14 protein-coding genes are annotated in these 13,272 nt (G+C 71.2%); 6 read left to right on the forward strand and 8 right to left on the reverse strand.

What is annotated here, in order from left to right; genetic code table 11:
* Window positions 1–38 precede the first annotated feature (38 nt).
* From AC1DYG_RS15440 to AC1DYG_RS15460, 5 genes are all read left to right on the forward strand, one after another.
* The gene (locus AC1DYG_RS15440) at window positions 39–866 is read left to right on the forward strand and encodes a TrmH family RNA methyltransferase (protein ID WP_477640754.1); all 828 of its coding nucleotides are present in this window, start codon (window positions 39–41) and stop codon (window positions 864–866) included.
* Window positions 867–914: 48 nt separating this feature from the next.
* Window positions 915–1,550, forward strand: coding sequence for a VOC family protein (locus tag AC1DYG_RS15445; protein WP_477619278.1), 636 nt, complete (start codon window positions 915–917; stop codon window positions 1,548–1,550).
* Between the two features lie 204 nt (window positions 1,551–1,754).
* Window positions 1,755–3,560, forward strand: coding sequence for an NAD(P)/FAD-dependent oxidoreductase (locus tag AC1DYG_RS15450; protein WP_477640755.1), 1,806 nt, complete (start codon window positions 1,755–1,757; stop codon window positions 3,558–3,560).
* Between the two features lie 47 nt (window positions 3,561–3,607).
* Window positions 3,608–4,114 carry a hypothetical protein gene (locus AC1DYG_RS15455; RefSeq protein WP_477640756.1) on the forward strand — a complete coding sequence of 169 codons (507 nt, stop codon included), beginning with the start codon at window positions 3,608–3,610 and terminating at the stop codon, window positions 4,112–4,114.
* Between the two features lie 11 nt (window positions 4,115–4,125).
* A complete protein-coding gene (locus tag AC1DYG_RS15460; RefSeq protein ID WP_477640757.1) occupies window positions 4,126–4,938 on the forward strand; it encodes an adenylate/guanylate cyclase domain-containing protein in 813 nt (270 codons plus the stop codon).
* 45 nt (window positions 4,939–4,983) lie between these two features.
* Here AC1DYG_RS15460 and AC1DYG_RS15465 read toward each other — a convergent pair whose 3' ends face one another.
* The 4 genes from AC1DYG_RS15465 to purB form a co-directional block, all read right to left on the reverse strand.
* Window positions 4,984–6,492, reverse strand: coding sequence for an HNH endonuclease signature motif containing protein (locus AC1DYG_RS15465; protein WP_477640758.1), 1,509 nt, complete (start codon window positions 6,490–6,492; stop codon window positions 4,984–4,986).
* Window positions 6,493–6,583: 91 nt separating this feature from the next.
* On the reverse strand, window positions 6,584–6,985 hold the full coding sequence (locus AC1DYG_RS15470) for an MmcQ/YjbR family DNA-binding protein (RefSeq protein ID WP_477640759.1): 402 nt from the start codon (window positions 6,983–6,985) through the stop codon (window positions 6,584–6,586).
* Between the two features lie 10 nt (window positions 6,986–6,995).
* Window positions 6,996–7,391: a DUF2568 domain-containing protein gene (locus AC1DYG_RS15475; RefSeq protein ID WP_477640760.1), complete on the reverse strand. Its 396-nt coding sequence runs from the start codon at window positions 7,389–7,391 to the stop codon at window positions 6,996–6,998.
* An 82-nt stretch (window positions 7,392–7,473) separates the two neighbouring features.
* On the reverse strand, window positions 7,474–8,883 hold the full coding sequence (gene purB / locus AC1DYG_RS15480; RefSeq protein ID WP_477640761.1) for an adenylosuccinate lyase: 1,410 nt from the start codon (window positions 8,881–8,883) through the stop codon (window positions 7,474–7,476).
* A 102-nt stretch (window positions 8,884–8,985) separates the two neighbouring features.
* Here purB and AC1DYG_RS15485 point away from each other — a divergent pair, with 102 nt between their 5' ends.
* The gene (locus AC1DYG_RS15485; protein WP_477640762.1) at window positions 8,986–10,014 is read left to right on the forward strand and encodes an aldo/keto reductase; all 1,029 of its coding nucleotides are present in this window, start codon (window positions 8,986–8,988) and stop codon (window positions 10,012–10,014) included.
* 31 nt (window positions 10,015–10,045) lie between these two features.
* Here the strand turns inward: AC1DYG_RS15485 and AC1DYG_RS15490 are convergent, their stop codons facing one another.
* From AC1DYG_RS15490 to AC1DYG_RS15505, 4 genes are read right to left on the reverse strand one after another with little or no spacing between them, the layout of a single operon-like run.
* Window positions 10,046–11,476 (reverse strand): LLM class flavin-dependent oxidoreductase, encoded by a 1,431-nt coding sequence (locus AC1DYG_RS15490; RefSeq protein ID WP_477640763.1) that lies wholly within the window; start codon window positions 11,474–11,476, stop codon window positions 10,046–10,048.
* Window positions 11,473–11,844: a tetratricopeptide repeat protein gene (locus AC1DYG_RS15495; RefSeq protein WP_477640764.1), complete on the reverse strand. Its 372-nt coding sequence runs from the start codon at window positions 11,842–11,844 to the stop codon at window positions 11,473–11,475. The genes AC1DYG_RS15490 and AC1DYG_RS15495 overlap by 4 nt, the downstream gene beginning before the upstream one ends.
* Before the next feature lie 28 nt (window positions 11,845–11,872).
* A complete protein-coding gene (locus tag AC1DYG_RS15500) occupies window positions 11,873–12,412 on the reverse strand; it encodes a low molecular weight protein-tyrosine-phosphatase (protein ID WP_477640765.1) in 540 nt (179 codons plus the stop codon).
* Between the two features lie 52 nt (window positions 12,413–12,464).
* Window positions 12,465–13,100 (reverse strand): RNA polymerase sigma factor, encoded by a 636-nt coding sequence (locus tag AC1DYG_RS15505; RefSeq protein ID WP_477640766.1) that lies wholly within the window; start codon window positions 13,098–13,100, stop codon window positions 12,465–12,467.
* Window positions 13,101–13,272 lie beyond the last annotated feature (172 nt).

Raw genomic sequence — 13,272 nt, forward strand, 5'->3', positions numbered from 1 at the left:
ACTGACAGACTGCTTTCGACTGACAGACTGAGGTCGCCATGGCTGACCTGATCATCACCTCGCCGTCGAACCCGCGCCTGAAGTCCCTCACCGGGCTCCGGCGCCGTCGGACGCGCGAGGAAGCCGGCCAGACCCTGATCGAGGGGTACGAGGAGCTGACCCTCGCCCTCAGCGCGGGGGTGCGGCCCGAGGCGCTCTACTACTGCCCCGAGCTGATGCTCGACGAGGCCAGCCAGACGCGGGTCGTCGACGAGGCGCGGCGCGACGGGGTCGAGACCGTCCAGGTGTCGCGGACGGCGTTCGAGCGGGCGGCCTACCGCGAGGGTCCGGACGGCTTCATCGCGGTCGTCCCCTCGGTCGTGCGCCGGTGCGCCGAGCTGGTCGTGGGTCCGGCCGCGCTGACCGTGCTGTGCCAGGGGGTCGAGAAGCCCGGCAACCTCGGGGCCATGTTGCGCACCGCCGACGCCGCCGGAGCGGAGGCCGTCGTGGCGGCCGACCCCGTGACCGACTGGGGGAACCCCAACCTCGTACGCGCCTCCAAGGGCACCGTGTTCAGCGTCCCGGTGGCCACCGACTCCACCGCGGACACCCTGGCGTGGCTCGACGCCCACGGCATCGCCCTGGTCGCCACGACCCCCGACACGGACGTGCTGCACACCGAGGTCGACTACACCGGCCCGGTGGCCATCGCCGTCGGTGCCGAGAAGTACGGACTGACCGACGAGGTGCTCGACCACGCGGCATACAAGGTCCGGATCCCGATGGTGGGCAAGGCGAACTCGCTCAACGTCGCGACCTCCGCCGCCATCGTCATCTACGAAGCGGTGCGGCAGCGGGGCGCCTCCGGCCCTGCCCGATCCCACTGAGCACACCCGTGTCAGGAGCACTCCCTGACGTATGTCACGATGTCGGGTATGCGAGTTGACCACGTTTCGTATGCAGCAGAGCACGACGGACTGCAGGCGACCGCGGAACGCCTCGCCAAGCTGATCGGGGTCGACCCGGTCGATGGGGGAATCCATCCGCGGTTCGGTACGCGCAACGTGATCCTCCCGCTGGCGCACGAGCGTTACGTCGAGATCGTCGAAGTCCTGGACCACCCGGCATCGGACAAGGCGCCCTTCGGGCAAGCCGTCCGCGCCCGTTCCGAAGCCGGCGGGGGCTGGCTCGGGTGGGTCGTCGCGGTGGACGACCTCGCACCCTATGAGGCGCGCATCGGCCGTGAGGCCGTGGTCGGCAACCGGCACCGCCCCGACGGGGTCGAGCTCCGCTGGCGCCAGCTCGGCGTCAAGGGCCTGATCTCCGATCCGCAGCTGCCCTTCTTCATCCAGTGGGACGACCCGAGCCTGCACCCCTCCACGGCGGCGCACACCCACGTCACCATCGACGGGCTGCAGATCGCCGGCGACCCGGCCCGGGTCCGGGACTGGCTCGACCTCCCCGTGGACCAGACGTCCTCGGTCATCGACTTCACCTTCGTCGCGCCGCACGGCACCCCCGGGCTGCTGGCGGTCACCTTCGACACCCCGAGTGGCAAGGTCACCGTCTGACCGTCTGACCGTCTGACCGTCTGACCGCCTGCCCGTCTGACCGTCTGACCGTCTGACCGTCTGACCGTCTGACCGTCTGACCGTCTGACCGTCTGACCGTCTGACTGCACGACCCTCGGGTATCTACGTCATCGAGACGAGTCCGGGGGGCGGGGGCGCGCCTAGCGTTGAGGGACGTCAGGGCCCCGACCGCTGGAAGTTGCCATGGCACGTCCACTCCTGCTTGCCGTCGATGCGGACCCCGAGTCGTTGTCCCGGATCGAGGCCCACCTGCAACGCCGGTTCGGGGCCGAGTACCGCGTGCGCGGTGAGCTGGGCGGCCGGGAGGCGATGGTCCAGCTGGAAGCGGCACGAGACCGCGGTGAACCCGTGGTGGCCGTCCTTGCCGACCAGTGGCTCGGGGAGACCTCGGGCGCCGAGCTGCTCGGGCGGGTGCGGACCATGCACCCCGATGCCCGGCGCGCCCTGCTCGTGCGCTGGGGCGCCTGGTCGGACCGCCCCACGGCGGACGCGATCCTGCGGGCGATGTCGGTCGGCGACATCAACTACTACGTCCTCAAGCCCTGGTCCGACCACGACGAGCTGTTCAGTCGCACCATCGGCGAGTTCGTCCACGAGTGGTCCCGCACGGTGGTCTCACCGGAACGCGAGGTCGTCGTCGTCGCCGAACGGCGGGCGCCGCGCGGGCACGGCATACGCAGCCTGCTCACCCGCAACGGGATCCCCCACACCTATCTCGAGCGGGGCTCGCCGGGCGCGATCACCGCGTTGCGGCAGGTCGGGGTCCGCGACCCCGAAGACCTCACCGGACCAGTGGTCGTGTGGATGCCGGCGATCGGTGGCGCGGTGCTGCTCGACCCGACGGACGCCGAGCTGTGCGAGGCGTGGGGGATCCGCACCACCCTGGACGACGACAGCCGCGACTTCGACGTGGTGGTGGTGGGCGCCGGCCCGGCCGGACTGGCGGCCTCCGTCTACGCCTCCTCCGAAGGGCTCCGCGTGCTGGTCGTCGAGCGCGACTCCCTCGGCGGCCAGGCCGGCTCGAGCTCGCTCATCCGCAACTACCTCGGCTTCTCGCGAGGGCTCAGCGGAGCCGAGTTGGCCCAGCGCGGCTACCAGCAGGCCTGGGTGTTCGGCGCCCACTTCCTGCTCACCCGCGAGGTGGTCGAGGTGCGAGAGGCGCGCGACTCAGGCGGTCAGCCGGGAGGTTTCGACGTCGAGATCAGCGGCGTCGGTGCCGTCCATGCCACCACCGTGGTCCTGGCCAGCGGGGTGTCGTACCGCCGCCTGGGCATCGAGCCGCTCGAGGCGCTCAGCGGTGCGGGCGTCTACTACGGCGCCAGCGTCTCGGAGGCCCAGGGCCTGACGGGACTGAGTGTGGTGGTGCTGGGTGGCGGGAACTCGGCCGGGCAGGCGGTGCTCCACCTCGCCAGGTATGCCGCGCACGTGCGCCTCGTCGTGTGGTCCGGCTCCCTCGCCGAGGGGATGTCGCAGTACCTCGTGGGGGAGATCGAGCAGAATCCGACCATCACCGTGCACACCAACAGCGAGGTCTCCGGCGGTGGTGGCGACGGCTGGCTCGACCACGTCGTGGTTCGCGACCGCTCGACCGGCGACGAGCAGCGGGTCGAGGCCGACGGGCTCTTCGTCATGATCGGAGCGGAGCCCCGCACGGACTGGCTGCCGGAGCGGGTTCGCCGCAACCGGGGGTTCGTCGTGTGCGGCACTGACGCCATGGGACCTCAGGGGTGGCCGCTCGAACGACCGCCCATGCCCTACGAGACGACGCTGCCGGGGTTCTTCGCCGTGGGTGACGTCCGTGACGGCTCGGTCAAGCGCGTGGCGTCGGCGGTCGGTGAGGGCTCGGTCGTCGTGTCCCAGCTGCACCAGTACCTCGGGCAGGTGCGTGCCGCGGGTGCCGCCGCCGCTGGTGCCACCGCCAGTGCGGCCGCCGCTGGTGCCACCGCGGGTGAGGCCGCGGGTGGTGCCGCAGGTGGTGCCGGGCCGTGACAGCGAGGCCCGGACGGAAGGCCGCGCCGACTCGAACGGGGCCCGTCGTGCTGGGGGTGCTGGCGGCGTGTGTGCCGCTCGGCGGGTTGGTCCTGCTTCGGCGTCGACCCTCGCTGGACCTGACCTGGGAACACCACCCCTCGCACTTCTGGCTCGTCCTCGGCGCGGGCGTCCTCAGCGCCATGGTCGCCTACGGCACCGGAGTCGCCGCCACGCGTCGCGGTGACGCCCGGGTCCTGTTGGTCTCGCTGAGCTTCCTTGCTGCCGCAGGGTTCCTCGGGCTGCACGCGCTCGCCACTCCGGGGGTCCTGGTGGCCCATCCCAACGCCGGGTTCATGGTGGCGACTCCGGTGGGCTTGGGCATCGCCTCGGTGTTCGCCGCCTGGTCGACGGCACACCTCGAGGGACCACCTGGGGTGCGGGTGATCGTCCGGGCGACGACCCTGCGCGTGGCGCTGATCGGCGTCATGGTGCTGTGGGCCGTCGCCTCGCTGGCGAGCCTGCCTCCGCTCGACGCCCACACCGCCCCGGAGCGCGCCTCAGGCCGCTCGTAGCCCTCGCCGTGGTGTCGATCGGCCTGTACGCCTGGACCGCGCTGCACTACCTCGCGCTCTGGCGCCGACGTCGGGGGACCATGCCGCTGGCCGTCGCGGCGGCGGTGGTGCTGCTCGCCGAGGCCATGGTGGCGCTGGTGTTCGCCCCCAACTGGCGGCTCAGCTGGTGGGAGTGGCACGTGCTCATGCTGGGTGCGTTCGCCCTGGTGGCGTGGGGGGCGCAGCGGCAGTGGCACGAGGAGCGGTTCTCCGGTCTCTATCTCGACCAGACGACCTCGGGGCGGCGCGTGATGAGCATCCTTTTCGCCGACCTCCAGGGCTTCACCACCTTCTCCGAGACGCACGACCCCCAAGAGGTCACCGCGATGCTGAACACCTACTTCGAGGTGGCCATCCCGCCGGTCGTCAGGGCGCATGGCGGCGACATCGACAGGATCATCGGCGACGCGATCATGGCCACGTTCAACCGCCGTGGCGACCAACCCGACCACGCCCGTCGTGCGGCGGCGGCAGCCCTGCAGATGCAGGAAGCCACCGCCCGGGTGGCGGCCGACCACCCGGGCTGGCCCCGCTTCCGCGCGGCCGTCAACACGGGAGAGGTCTCGGTCAGCCTGCTGGGCGCCGGTGGCGGGCGGACCCACACGGTCATCGGCGACGCGGTCAACACCGCCTCCCGGCTCGAGGGCAAGGCACCAGTCGGAGGCGTCGCGGTCAGCGCCGCCACCCGTGACCTGCTGCCGGGCGCACGGACCGAGCCGCTCGGGTCCCTGGAGCTCAAGGGCAAGGCAGAGGCCATCGAGGCCTTCGTGCTGCTCTCGCTCTAGGTGTACCCGGCAGGGAAGTTGATGACGAGGCGGGAATTGTGAACGCTAGCCGTCCCAGGTGCGGTAGCTGCTGGGGACCAGTTCGGCGTCGGCGTCACGTGGTGGCCAGGGAGGGTCGTCGGATCCATCCGCGAGATCGTCAAGCGGCTTGACGAGGTGGAGCTCCCGTCTCCATCGCGTCGCAGCGTCGGGGAGGATCTCGATGTCGGACCACCGAGCACGTTCGCCCGTGGGTGGTTGGTATGCCGGGGGCTCGCCGCGCGCGCCCGCCCACCTCCACGGTGGGTCGCCGCCGAGTGGCGGCGCGAGCTCGGCGGCTGTGGGCGGTCGCACGTGCAGGCCGTAGCGGTTGGTGACCTCCAGGCCGTCGAGCCTGGTCGGGTCACCCGCGATGCTGAAGTCGCCCCGGCCGATCGCGTCGTGGTGGAACGGGCAGAGGCTCACCTGGTTGTCGACGTCGGTCGAGCCGCCGTCGGCCCACTCGTGGAGATGGTGCACTTCGACGAACCGGGTGGCCGTGCAGCCGGGGAACCGGCATCCCCGGTCGCGGTCCTCGATGAGTCGACGAGACCGCTCCGGCAGGATCCGCATCGAGCGTCCGACGCTGACCGGTCGGCCCTCGGTCTCCCACACCGGCTGCACGACGCCGTCGGAGACGAAGCGGTCGAGGAGTCGGCGCGGGATGGCCCCTCCCCCGTTCACCCACGCTCCGTCGGTGGAGAGGTGCAGGTAGACCCGGTAGTGGCTGGTGCGCCCGGTCGAGGTCACTGACGAGAGCGACCGCTGGGCGAGCTCCTCGAGGGCGTCTGCGTGGGTGGGGCGGTCCATCGCCGCGATGCCGGGAGAGTCGGGCTGGTCGGCACCGGTTGCCTCCCCGTCGCGCGAACCGGATGACTCCAGGAACAGCGCGTCCTTGGCCTCCTTGAGCGCCTGCTCGACGAGAGCACCGGTCGGCGCCGGTGCGCTGTAGCGCAGCTGGAACCGGCCATCCACGTCGTAGTGCATCGACAGGTCCGGTCGAGCGCAGGCCCGGCGCTCCGAGTCCTCCTGCCCGGGCAGCCCGGGAGCCGTCAGGACGAGCGCGGGGGACTCGGTCGAGGCCTCCCCGTCGGGGTTCTCGACGTCCGCGACTGGTGCGGGGGCGAAGGCGTGCCGACTCAACGCGCGACGCAGCTGGGGCACCGTGGCGTGCTTGGCGAAGTCGGCCGCCGACTGCTGGTGGCTCGCCGGTGCGTGATGCGCCACGACGGCGGTCTGGTCAAGCGACAGGAGCCCGTCACGCAGTGCCTCCGAGGCCGCGGTCAGCTCGTGCCGGCGCTTCGCCACGGCAACCACGTCTCGGGCGTGCGACGGTGACAGACCGGCCCGCACGACGAAGTAGTGCTCCGGCGACCGGAACCCACCGTCACCCCAGTGGTTGCCGTCGATGACCTCCGCAGCCAGGTCGACGAGCTCGCCCTGCGCCCGGTTGAGCCGGCCCGCGACCTCGGCCGTGCGCGTCCAGAGGTCACGCTGGACCTCATCGCGCTGGGTGGCCAAGGGGCTGATCGACATACCCCGATCGTACACCTGTTCGAATCGCTCGTCCATCTATCCACAGGGAGAATTCGTTGCTGCGCAACGGATTTCGCCCAGAGCGGAACCGTCAGCCCTTCCCGAAGTACTCGTCGACCAGCTTCTTCGGCGCGCTCGCCGCCCAGGCATCGGTGATGACCTCCGCCAGCTCGGCACGGGTGAGCCGACCCAGATCGCGCTGGCGCAGCAGCACCGCGTTGTAACCGTCGAAGTGCGGCGTCGTGAACCAGGGCCCATCGCCCTCCACGAGTGCTTCCTTGTCGCTCTGGTCGGGCACGCTGAAGATGATGACGTCCTGCATCCGCTCGCCCGTCTCGGGGTCGATGGCATCCGGGCGCGGCTCGCGGAAGTGCAGGAACGATTTCTTGCGCACCACGTAGGCCGGGTTGCCCCACGACTTGCCCTCCTCGGCCTCGGGGAGGGCCAGCGCGATCTCGGCGAGGTCCGACAGCTTCGCCTTGCGTGCAGCCATGCCGGCGACGTTACGCCGACTCCCGACCGGACACCTCCGCCTCGGACACCTCTGCCTCGGACACCTCTGCCTCGGACACCAGGGCCTGGATCGACGGCAGGAGGGCGAGACCGTTCACCACGATCGAGAACACCAGGAACGCCACCGCCCAGCGGTGGTGCCCCGCGGCCCACAGCCCGGCCGAAGCGACACCGAACACCGACACCTTGGTGACCGGCCGCACCACCCGACCACCCAGCGGCGCCTTCGGAGACGCGAACGTCCACCAGACCGCGACCACCACCAGCGCCATCACGATCGCGAGCAGCACCCCACCCACGTGGTTGCCCCACACAGCCGCCGCGGCCGCGGCGAGCAGCTCGTCGACGAACACCAGCGCCAACACCAACCAGCCCAACGCCACCATGCGCCCAGCGTCGCACGAGGGCGAGGTATGCCGCGTGGTCACCCCTGCGGTGACCACCTGGCATACGTGTCAGTCGCGGAGCTCAGTCGAGATAGTCGACCAGCGCGGGAGCCGCGCCGATGTAGCTCTGGGGCGTCAGCTCGGCGAGGCGCTTCGCGACGTCGTCGGGCAGCCCGAGGCCGGCGACGAACTCGCGCAGGTCGTCGCCGGTGATGCGGCGGCCGCGGGTGAGCTCCTTGAGGCGTTCGTAGGGGTTCTCCATGCCGGCGACGCCCTGGGCGCCGAGGGCGCGCATCGCCGACTGGATCGGCTCGCCGAGGACCTCCCAGTTGGCGTCGAGGTCGGCGGCCATCGCGGCGGGGACGGCGTCGAGCCCGGCCAGTCCACGAGCGGCGTTGTCGATGGCGAGCAGGGAGTGCCCGAAGGCGACGCCGATGTTGCGCTGCATGGAGGAGTCGGTGAGGTCGCGCTGGAGCCGGCTGTTGACCAAGGTCGACGACAGGACGTCGAACAGCGCGTTGCTCACCTCGAGGTTGGCCTCGGCGTTCTCGAAGCGGATCGGGTTGACCTTGTGCGGCATCGTGCTCGACCCGACGGTGCCCTGGCCGCGGACCTGCGCGAAGTAGCCGAGCGAGATGTAGGTCCAGACGTCGGTGCACAGGTTGTGCAGGATCCGGTTGAACCGGGCGATGTCGGCATAGAGCTCGGCCTGCCAGTCGTGCGACTCGATCTGGGTGGTGAGCGGATTCCACTGCAGCCCAAGGGATTCGACGAACTCACGGCTCAGCGTCGGCCAGTCGGCGTCGGGCACGGCCGCGAGGTGGGCGCCGTAGGTGCCGGTAGCGCCGTTCAGCTTGCCGAGGAACTCTGCGGCACCGATGCGCCGCAGCTGGCGGCCGAGCCGGTGGGCGAGCACGGCCAGCTCCTTGCCCATCGTGGTCGGCGTCGCCGGCTGCCCGTGGGTGTGCGACAGCAAGGGCACGTCGCGCAGGTCGGAGGCCATCGTCGCGACCGACTCGACGAGCTGGGTCGCCCGGGGCAGCCAGACGTCGGCGACCGCACCCTTGACCATGAGTGCATAGGACAGGTTGTTGATGTCCTCGCTGGTGCAACAGAAGTGGATCAGCTCGGCGAGCCCGCGGTCCTCGTCGCCGGGCGCGATCGCGGTGAGGCGGCGCTTGAGGAAGTACTCGACCGCCTTGACGTCGTGCTGGGTCTCGCTCTCGATCTGTGCCAGCTCGGCGATCTCGTCGGCGCCGAAGTCCTCGACGACCTGGCGCAGCCGCTGCTGCTCCGGGTCGGTCAGGGCGCGGACGCCGGGGACGACCTGGTGCGTGGTGAGGAAGATCAGCCACTCGACCTCGACCCGCACCCGCTCCCGGTTGAGCGCCGGCTCGGACAGGTGGTCGACGAGAGCGCCCACCACACCGCGGTAGCGGCCGTCGAGGGCGCCCAGCGCGATGGGTGGGGTCGCGTCAGCAAGCGAAGCCATGGCGACAGTCTCCCAGAGTGACGAGAGCGCCGTGGACACGGTCCGCGGTCACGGGCTGTCCCGCGGCGCGCGGGGCGGGCAGCCGCGGCATACGGTGAAGCCATGCGATACACCACCCTCGGCCGCAGCGGCACCGTCGTCTCCACCCAGTGCCTCGGCACCATGACCTTCGGCGCCGAGGCGGACGAGGCGACGTCCGGCACGATCTTGGAGGCGTTCGTCGAGGCGGGCGGCAACTTCGTGGACACGGCCGATGTCTACGCCGAGGACGGTGAGTCCGAGGCGATCATCGGCCGCTGGCTCAAGGCCCACCCCGAGGACGCGCGCAACCTCGTCGTCGCCACCAAGGGACGCTTCGGCATGGGAGAGGGACCCAACGACCTCGGGCTCTCGCGCCGCCACCTGCGCCGCGCCCTGGACGACTCGTTGCGGCGCCTCGGTGTCGAGCACATCGACCTCTACCAGATGCACGCCTGGGACGCGCTGACCCCGATCGAGGAGACGCTGCGGTTCCTCGACGACGCGGTCAGCGCGGGCAAGATCTCCTACTACGGGTTCTCGAACTACCTCGGCTGGCAGGTGACCAAGGCCGTGTTCACGGCTCGCGAGCACGGGTGGACCGCCCCGGTGACCTTGCAGCCGCAGTACAACCTGCTGGTCCGCGACATCGAGCACGAGGTCGTCCCTGCCTGCCTGGACGCAGGGTTGGGGCTGCTGCCGTGGTCGCCGCTCGCGGGGGGCTGGTTGACCGGCAAGTACCAGCGCGACACGACCCCGACCGGGGAGTCCCGGCTCGGCGATGACCCCACGCGCGGGATGGAGGCGTGGGGACCGCGCAACGCCCAGGAACGCACCTGGGCCGTCATCGACGCGGTCGGCCAGGTCGCCGGGGAACTCGACGTGAGCTCGGCGCAGGTAGCCCTCGCGTGGGTCGCCGCGCAGCCCGCCGTCACCTCGGTGATCCTCGGCGCCCGGACCGTCGAGCAGCTCGGCGACAACCTCGCCGCTGCCGACCTCGAGCTCAGCCGCGAACACGTGGACCGGCTGTCGTCGGTCAGCGCCCCCCAGGTGGACGACTATCCCTACGGCGCGGCCGGCGTCGACCAGCGGCACCGGGGACTGACCGGCTGACGAGAGGCGGCGCGCCCCGCGGCGCGACTGCTCAGGCGAACCCGTGGCGGTCGAGCGCTGGGACCAGCTCGGACTCCTCGGAGGAGAGGTGGTCGAGCAGGGTCTGGGTCAGCCGGTCGACGACGCGTTGCAGCTCTGCCGTTCCGGAAGCCCCGGACACCAGCCCCACGAGCGCGTCGTCCAGCTGCTCGAGCACGTCGTGGATGACCACGTGTTCGGCCTCCAGCCGGTCGAGCACCGGTGCGAGGGCTGGGTCGCTCCGTCGCAGGTGGGGAAAGACCGACCGGTCCTCGAGCGTGTGGTGCCCGGTGACGAAACGGCAGTACTGCGCGCAGTAGGCCCCGAGCGTCCAGTTGTTCTGCCGCATGGTGAGCTCGTTGATCGCGTTCCGCGCGCGATGCGCCTGCTCCTCGCCTGCCACCACCTGCTCGACGATGTCGCGCAGCCGGCCGAGCTCGGCACGCAGGCCGTCGTGCACCTCGACGAGGTGGGCGCCGGCCCCCGAGGACTGCTGCGCCGCAACGGCTTCGGTATGCCGGGTGCTCGCCGCGGCGTCGTCCCTCACGTCGAGCGGCCGGTCGTGGACCGCGGGCCCGACGGTCGCGTCGGCGGCGGCCGGGCGCCCACGCTCGGCGTCGACCAGCTCCCTGGTGGCCGGCGCGACCTCGTGCGCCCAGCGCTCCACGTCGGCGACGCTCGAGACGCCGGTGATGAAGGCGCTCATGCCTTCCTCGAGCGCCAGCTCGGCCAGCAGCTCAGGCGACGCCTTCCGGCTCACGTTGTAGAGGCGGCGGATCGCGGCCGGGTCGCGCCCCGCCTTGAGGGCGGCGCCGTCGATCGTCGCGTTCATGGCACGCAGGGCCGAGGGCTCGGCATACCCCTGGCTCGGGAGCCAGCCGTCGGCGAGGCGACCGGTGAGCCGGAGCATCCGCGGCTTGTAGCCACCGATCCAGAGGCCGATCGGGTGCGCCGGCACAGGCCCGGCATGCAGCCCCCGGACCCGGTAGTGCTCTCCCTCGACCGCCACGGGTCCGGCTCCTGACCACACGCCACGGATGATGGCGATCGCCTCCTCCAGCGCCTCGATCGACTCGCCGGGCGTGCGGCGCGGTCCGCCCGCCGCCACGATGGCGTCCCAGAAGGCACCGGTTCCGATGCCGAGCTCCACCCGGCCGCCGCTGAGCAGGTCGAGGGTCGCCGCGCTGCGCGCCAGCACCACGGGTGGTCGAAGGGGCAGGTTGAGGACGTTGGGCGCGACCCGGATGGAGGTCGTCCGGGCTGCGATGACCGACAGCAGGGTCCAGGCGTCGAGGTGTCTGGCCTGGTAGGGGTGGTCCTGGATCGTCACGAGGTCGAGCCCCGCGACGTCCGCCGCCTCGCTCATCTCGAGGACGAGGTCGGCGGCGTCCGCGTCGGGAGTCGGGAAGATCCCGAACTGGAGGTCGTGCCCGTAGTCGGTCATCGCTGCTCACCGTAGGCCGTGGGTCGCGCGTAGTCGCCCAGGACCTCGGCCAGGGCCAGGTGTCGGCGCGCGTCGTCGTGCCGGGCCCGGCGCTGCAGCGTGCGGCCGAGCAGCAGGTGCAGGTAGCCGTCGTCAGGCGCCTCCTCGACGAGTCGGCGCAGCACCGTCTCGGCGCGCCCCAGCTGGGCCGAACCGAAGTAGGCACGGGCCAGCAGGATTCGAAGGTCTGCCGTCCCGTGCAGGGTCTCGGTGCTGTCGCCCTCGTCGACGAGCTCTCGCACGGCGGTGGCGGCAGCGCTGAAGTCGCCGCGGTCGAACAGGCCGCGAGCCCAGTCGAGCCGCAGGGCGAAAGGCATGCTGGTCGTCATGCCCGCTCAACACTAGTTCGATATTCAACTATTCCGGACTGCAGCCGGCGGCGAGCTCGCGGCGGACGTGCTCCACCACGCCGTCGGCGGCGGCCACCACCTCGGCGTAGGTCTGGTCGAACGAGGATTCGTCGCCGTACCAGGGGTCGTCCATGTCGAGCGCTCCGGCGCGCTCGGCCTCCGGGTCGAACGAGCGGAACAGCCTGATCTTGGCGCGTTGCTCCTCGGTGCGGGCCAGCCTCGTCAGCTCGCGCAGGTGTCCGGCGTCCGCGGCCAGGACGAGGTCGACCTGGGCCAACCAGGAAGCCTCGAACCGGCGAGCGACATGGTCTCGCCCCCCGAAGTCGTCGTGGCCGTTGCGCTCGAGCACCGCCAGGGTGCGCGGATCGGCGGGACTGCCGACCTCCCACGAGTGCGTGCCCGCCGAGTCGACCGCGACCGCGTCCCCGAGGCCGGCGTCCTCGAACCGCTCACGCAGGACGAACTCGCCCATCGGGGAGCGGCAGATGTTGCCGGTGCAGACGACGGTGACTCGGTAGGGACGCTTGGCGGCCAGCTGTTCTGCCATGGGTCCATTCAACGACATCGCCCGGGTCCGGCTGCGACTCGCCCGACGTGCGTCAGCCGACGTCCGCGGCCAGGTGGGTCTGCGTGCGGGTGACGTAGGCGATACGCAAGGCTCCACGCGCGCGGTACGACAGCGCCCTGAAGGCCGTCGGCGTCGTGCCGAGCAGGCGTGCGGCCTCGGCGACGCTGAGCTCCTCGACGTGGGTGAGCAGCAACACCTCACGCCAACGGGGACGCAGGGCCTCGAGGGTGGCGCGCAGCTCGTCGTGCAGCTCCTCGGTGAGGACATCGTGGTCCACTCCTGGACGCGGGTCGGGAACCGCCAGCAACGTCTCGTCCGCGGCGACAGAAGGCGCGTAGCGGTGGCTGCGCCGCCTGGTGTGCGCGGCCGAAAGGTTGCGGACGGTCACGGCCAGGTAGGCCAGGGCGTTGTCGTGGGGTCCTTGGCCGTTCGCCAGCGCTTCGAGCATCTTGGCGAAGGCTTCGGAGACCAGGTCCTGTGCTGAGTAGTCGGGGTGGGCGCGGCGCCGAGCCATCCTGATCAGGGCGGCCTGGTGACGGGAGTACAGCTCGGCAACAGCTCGGGTGTCACCGTGACGGGCGGCGGCCAGCAGCGGCGCGTCCGAGGGAAGGGGCTGGGCTGGCGGGCGCGAAGGGGCATCGGCCCAAGGCTGTGCGTAAGCGGGCATGGCGGTATGGCTCCAGGTGGGTGGTCAGGTGGGTCGCGACTCGCGGACCCTTGCTGAGCCGGGCCGGGAGCGACTGGTCAACAGCCCTGCGTGGTCGAGCCACCTGTTGCCTGCTGCCGTCGATCGGCGCACGACGAGGATGACATTGCGCCCGGTCGCCCTACCTTGGGCA

This window comes from Pedococcus sp. P1_H8 (assembly GCF_056405175.1).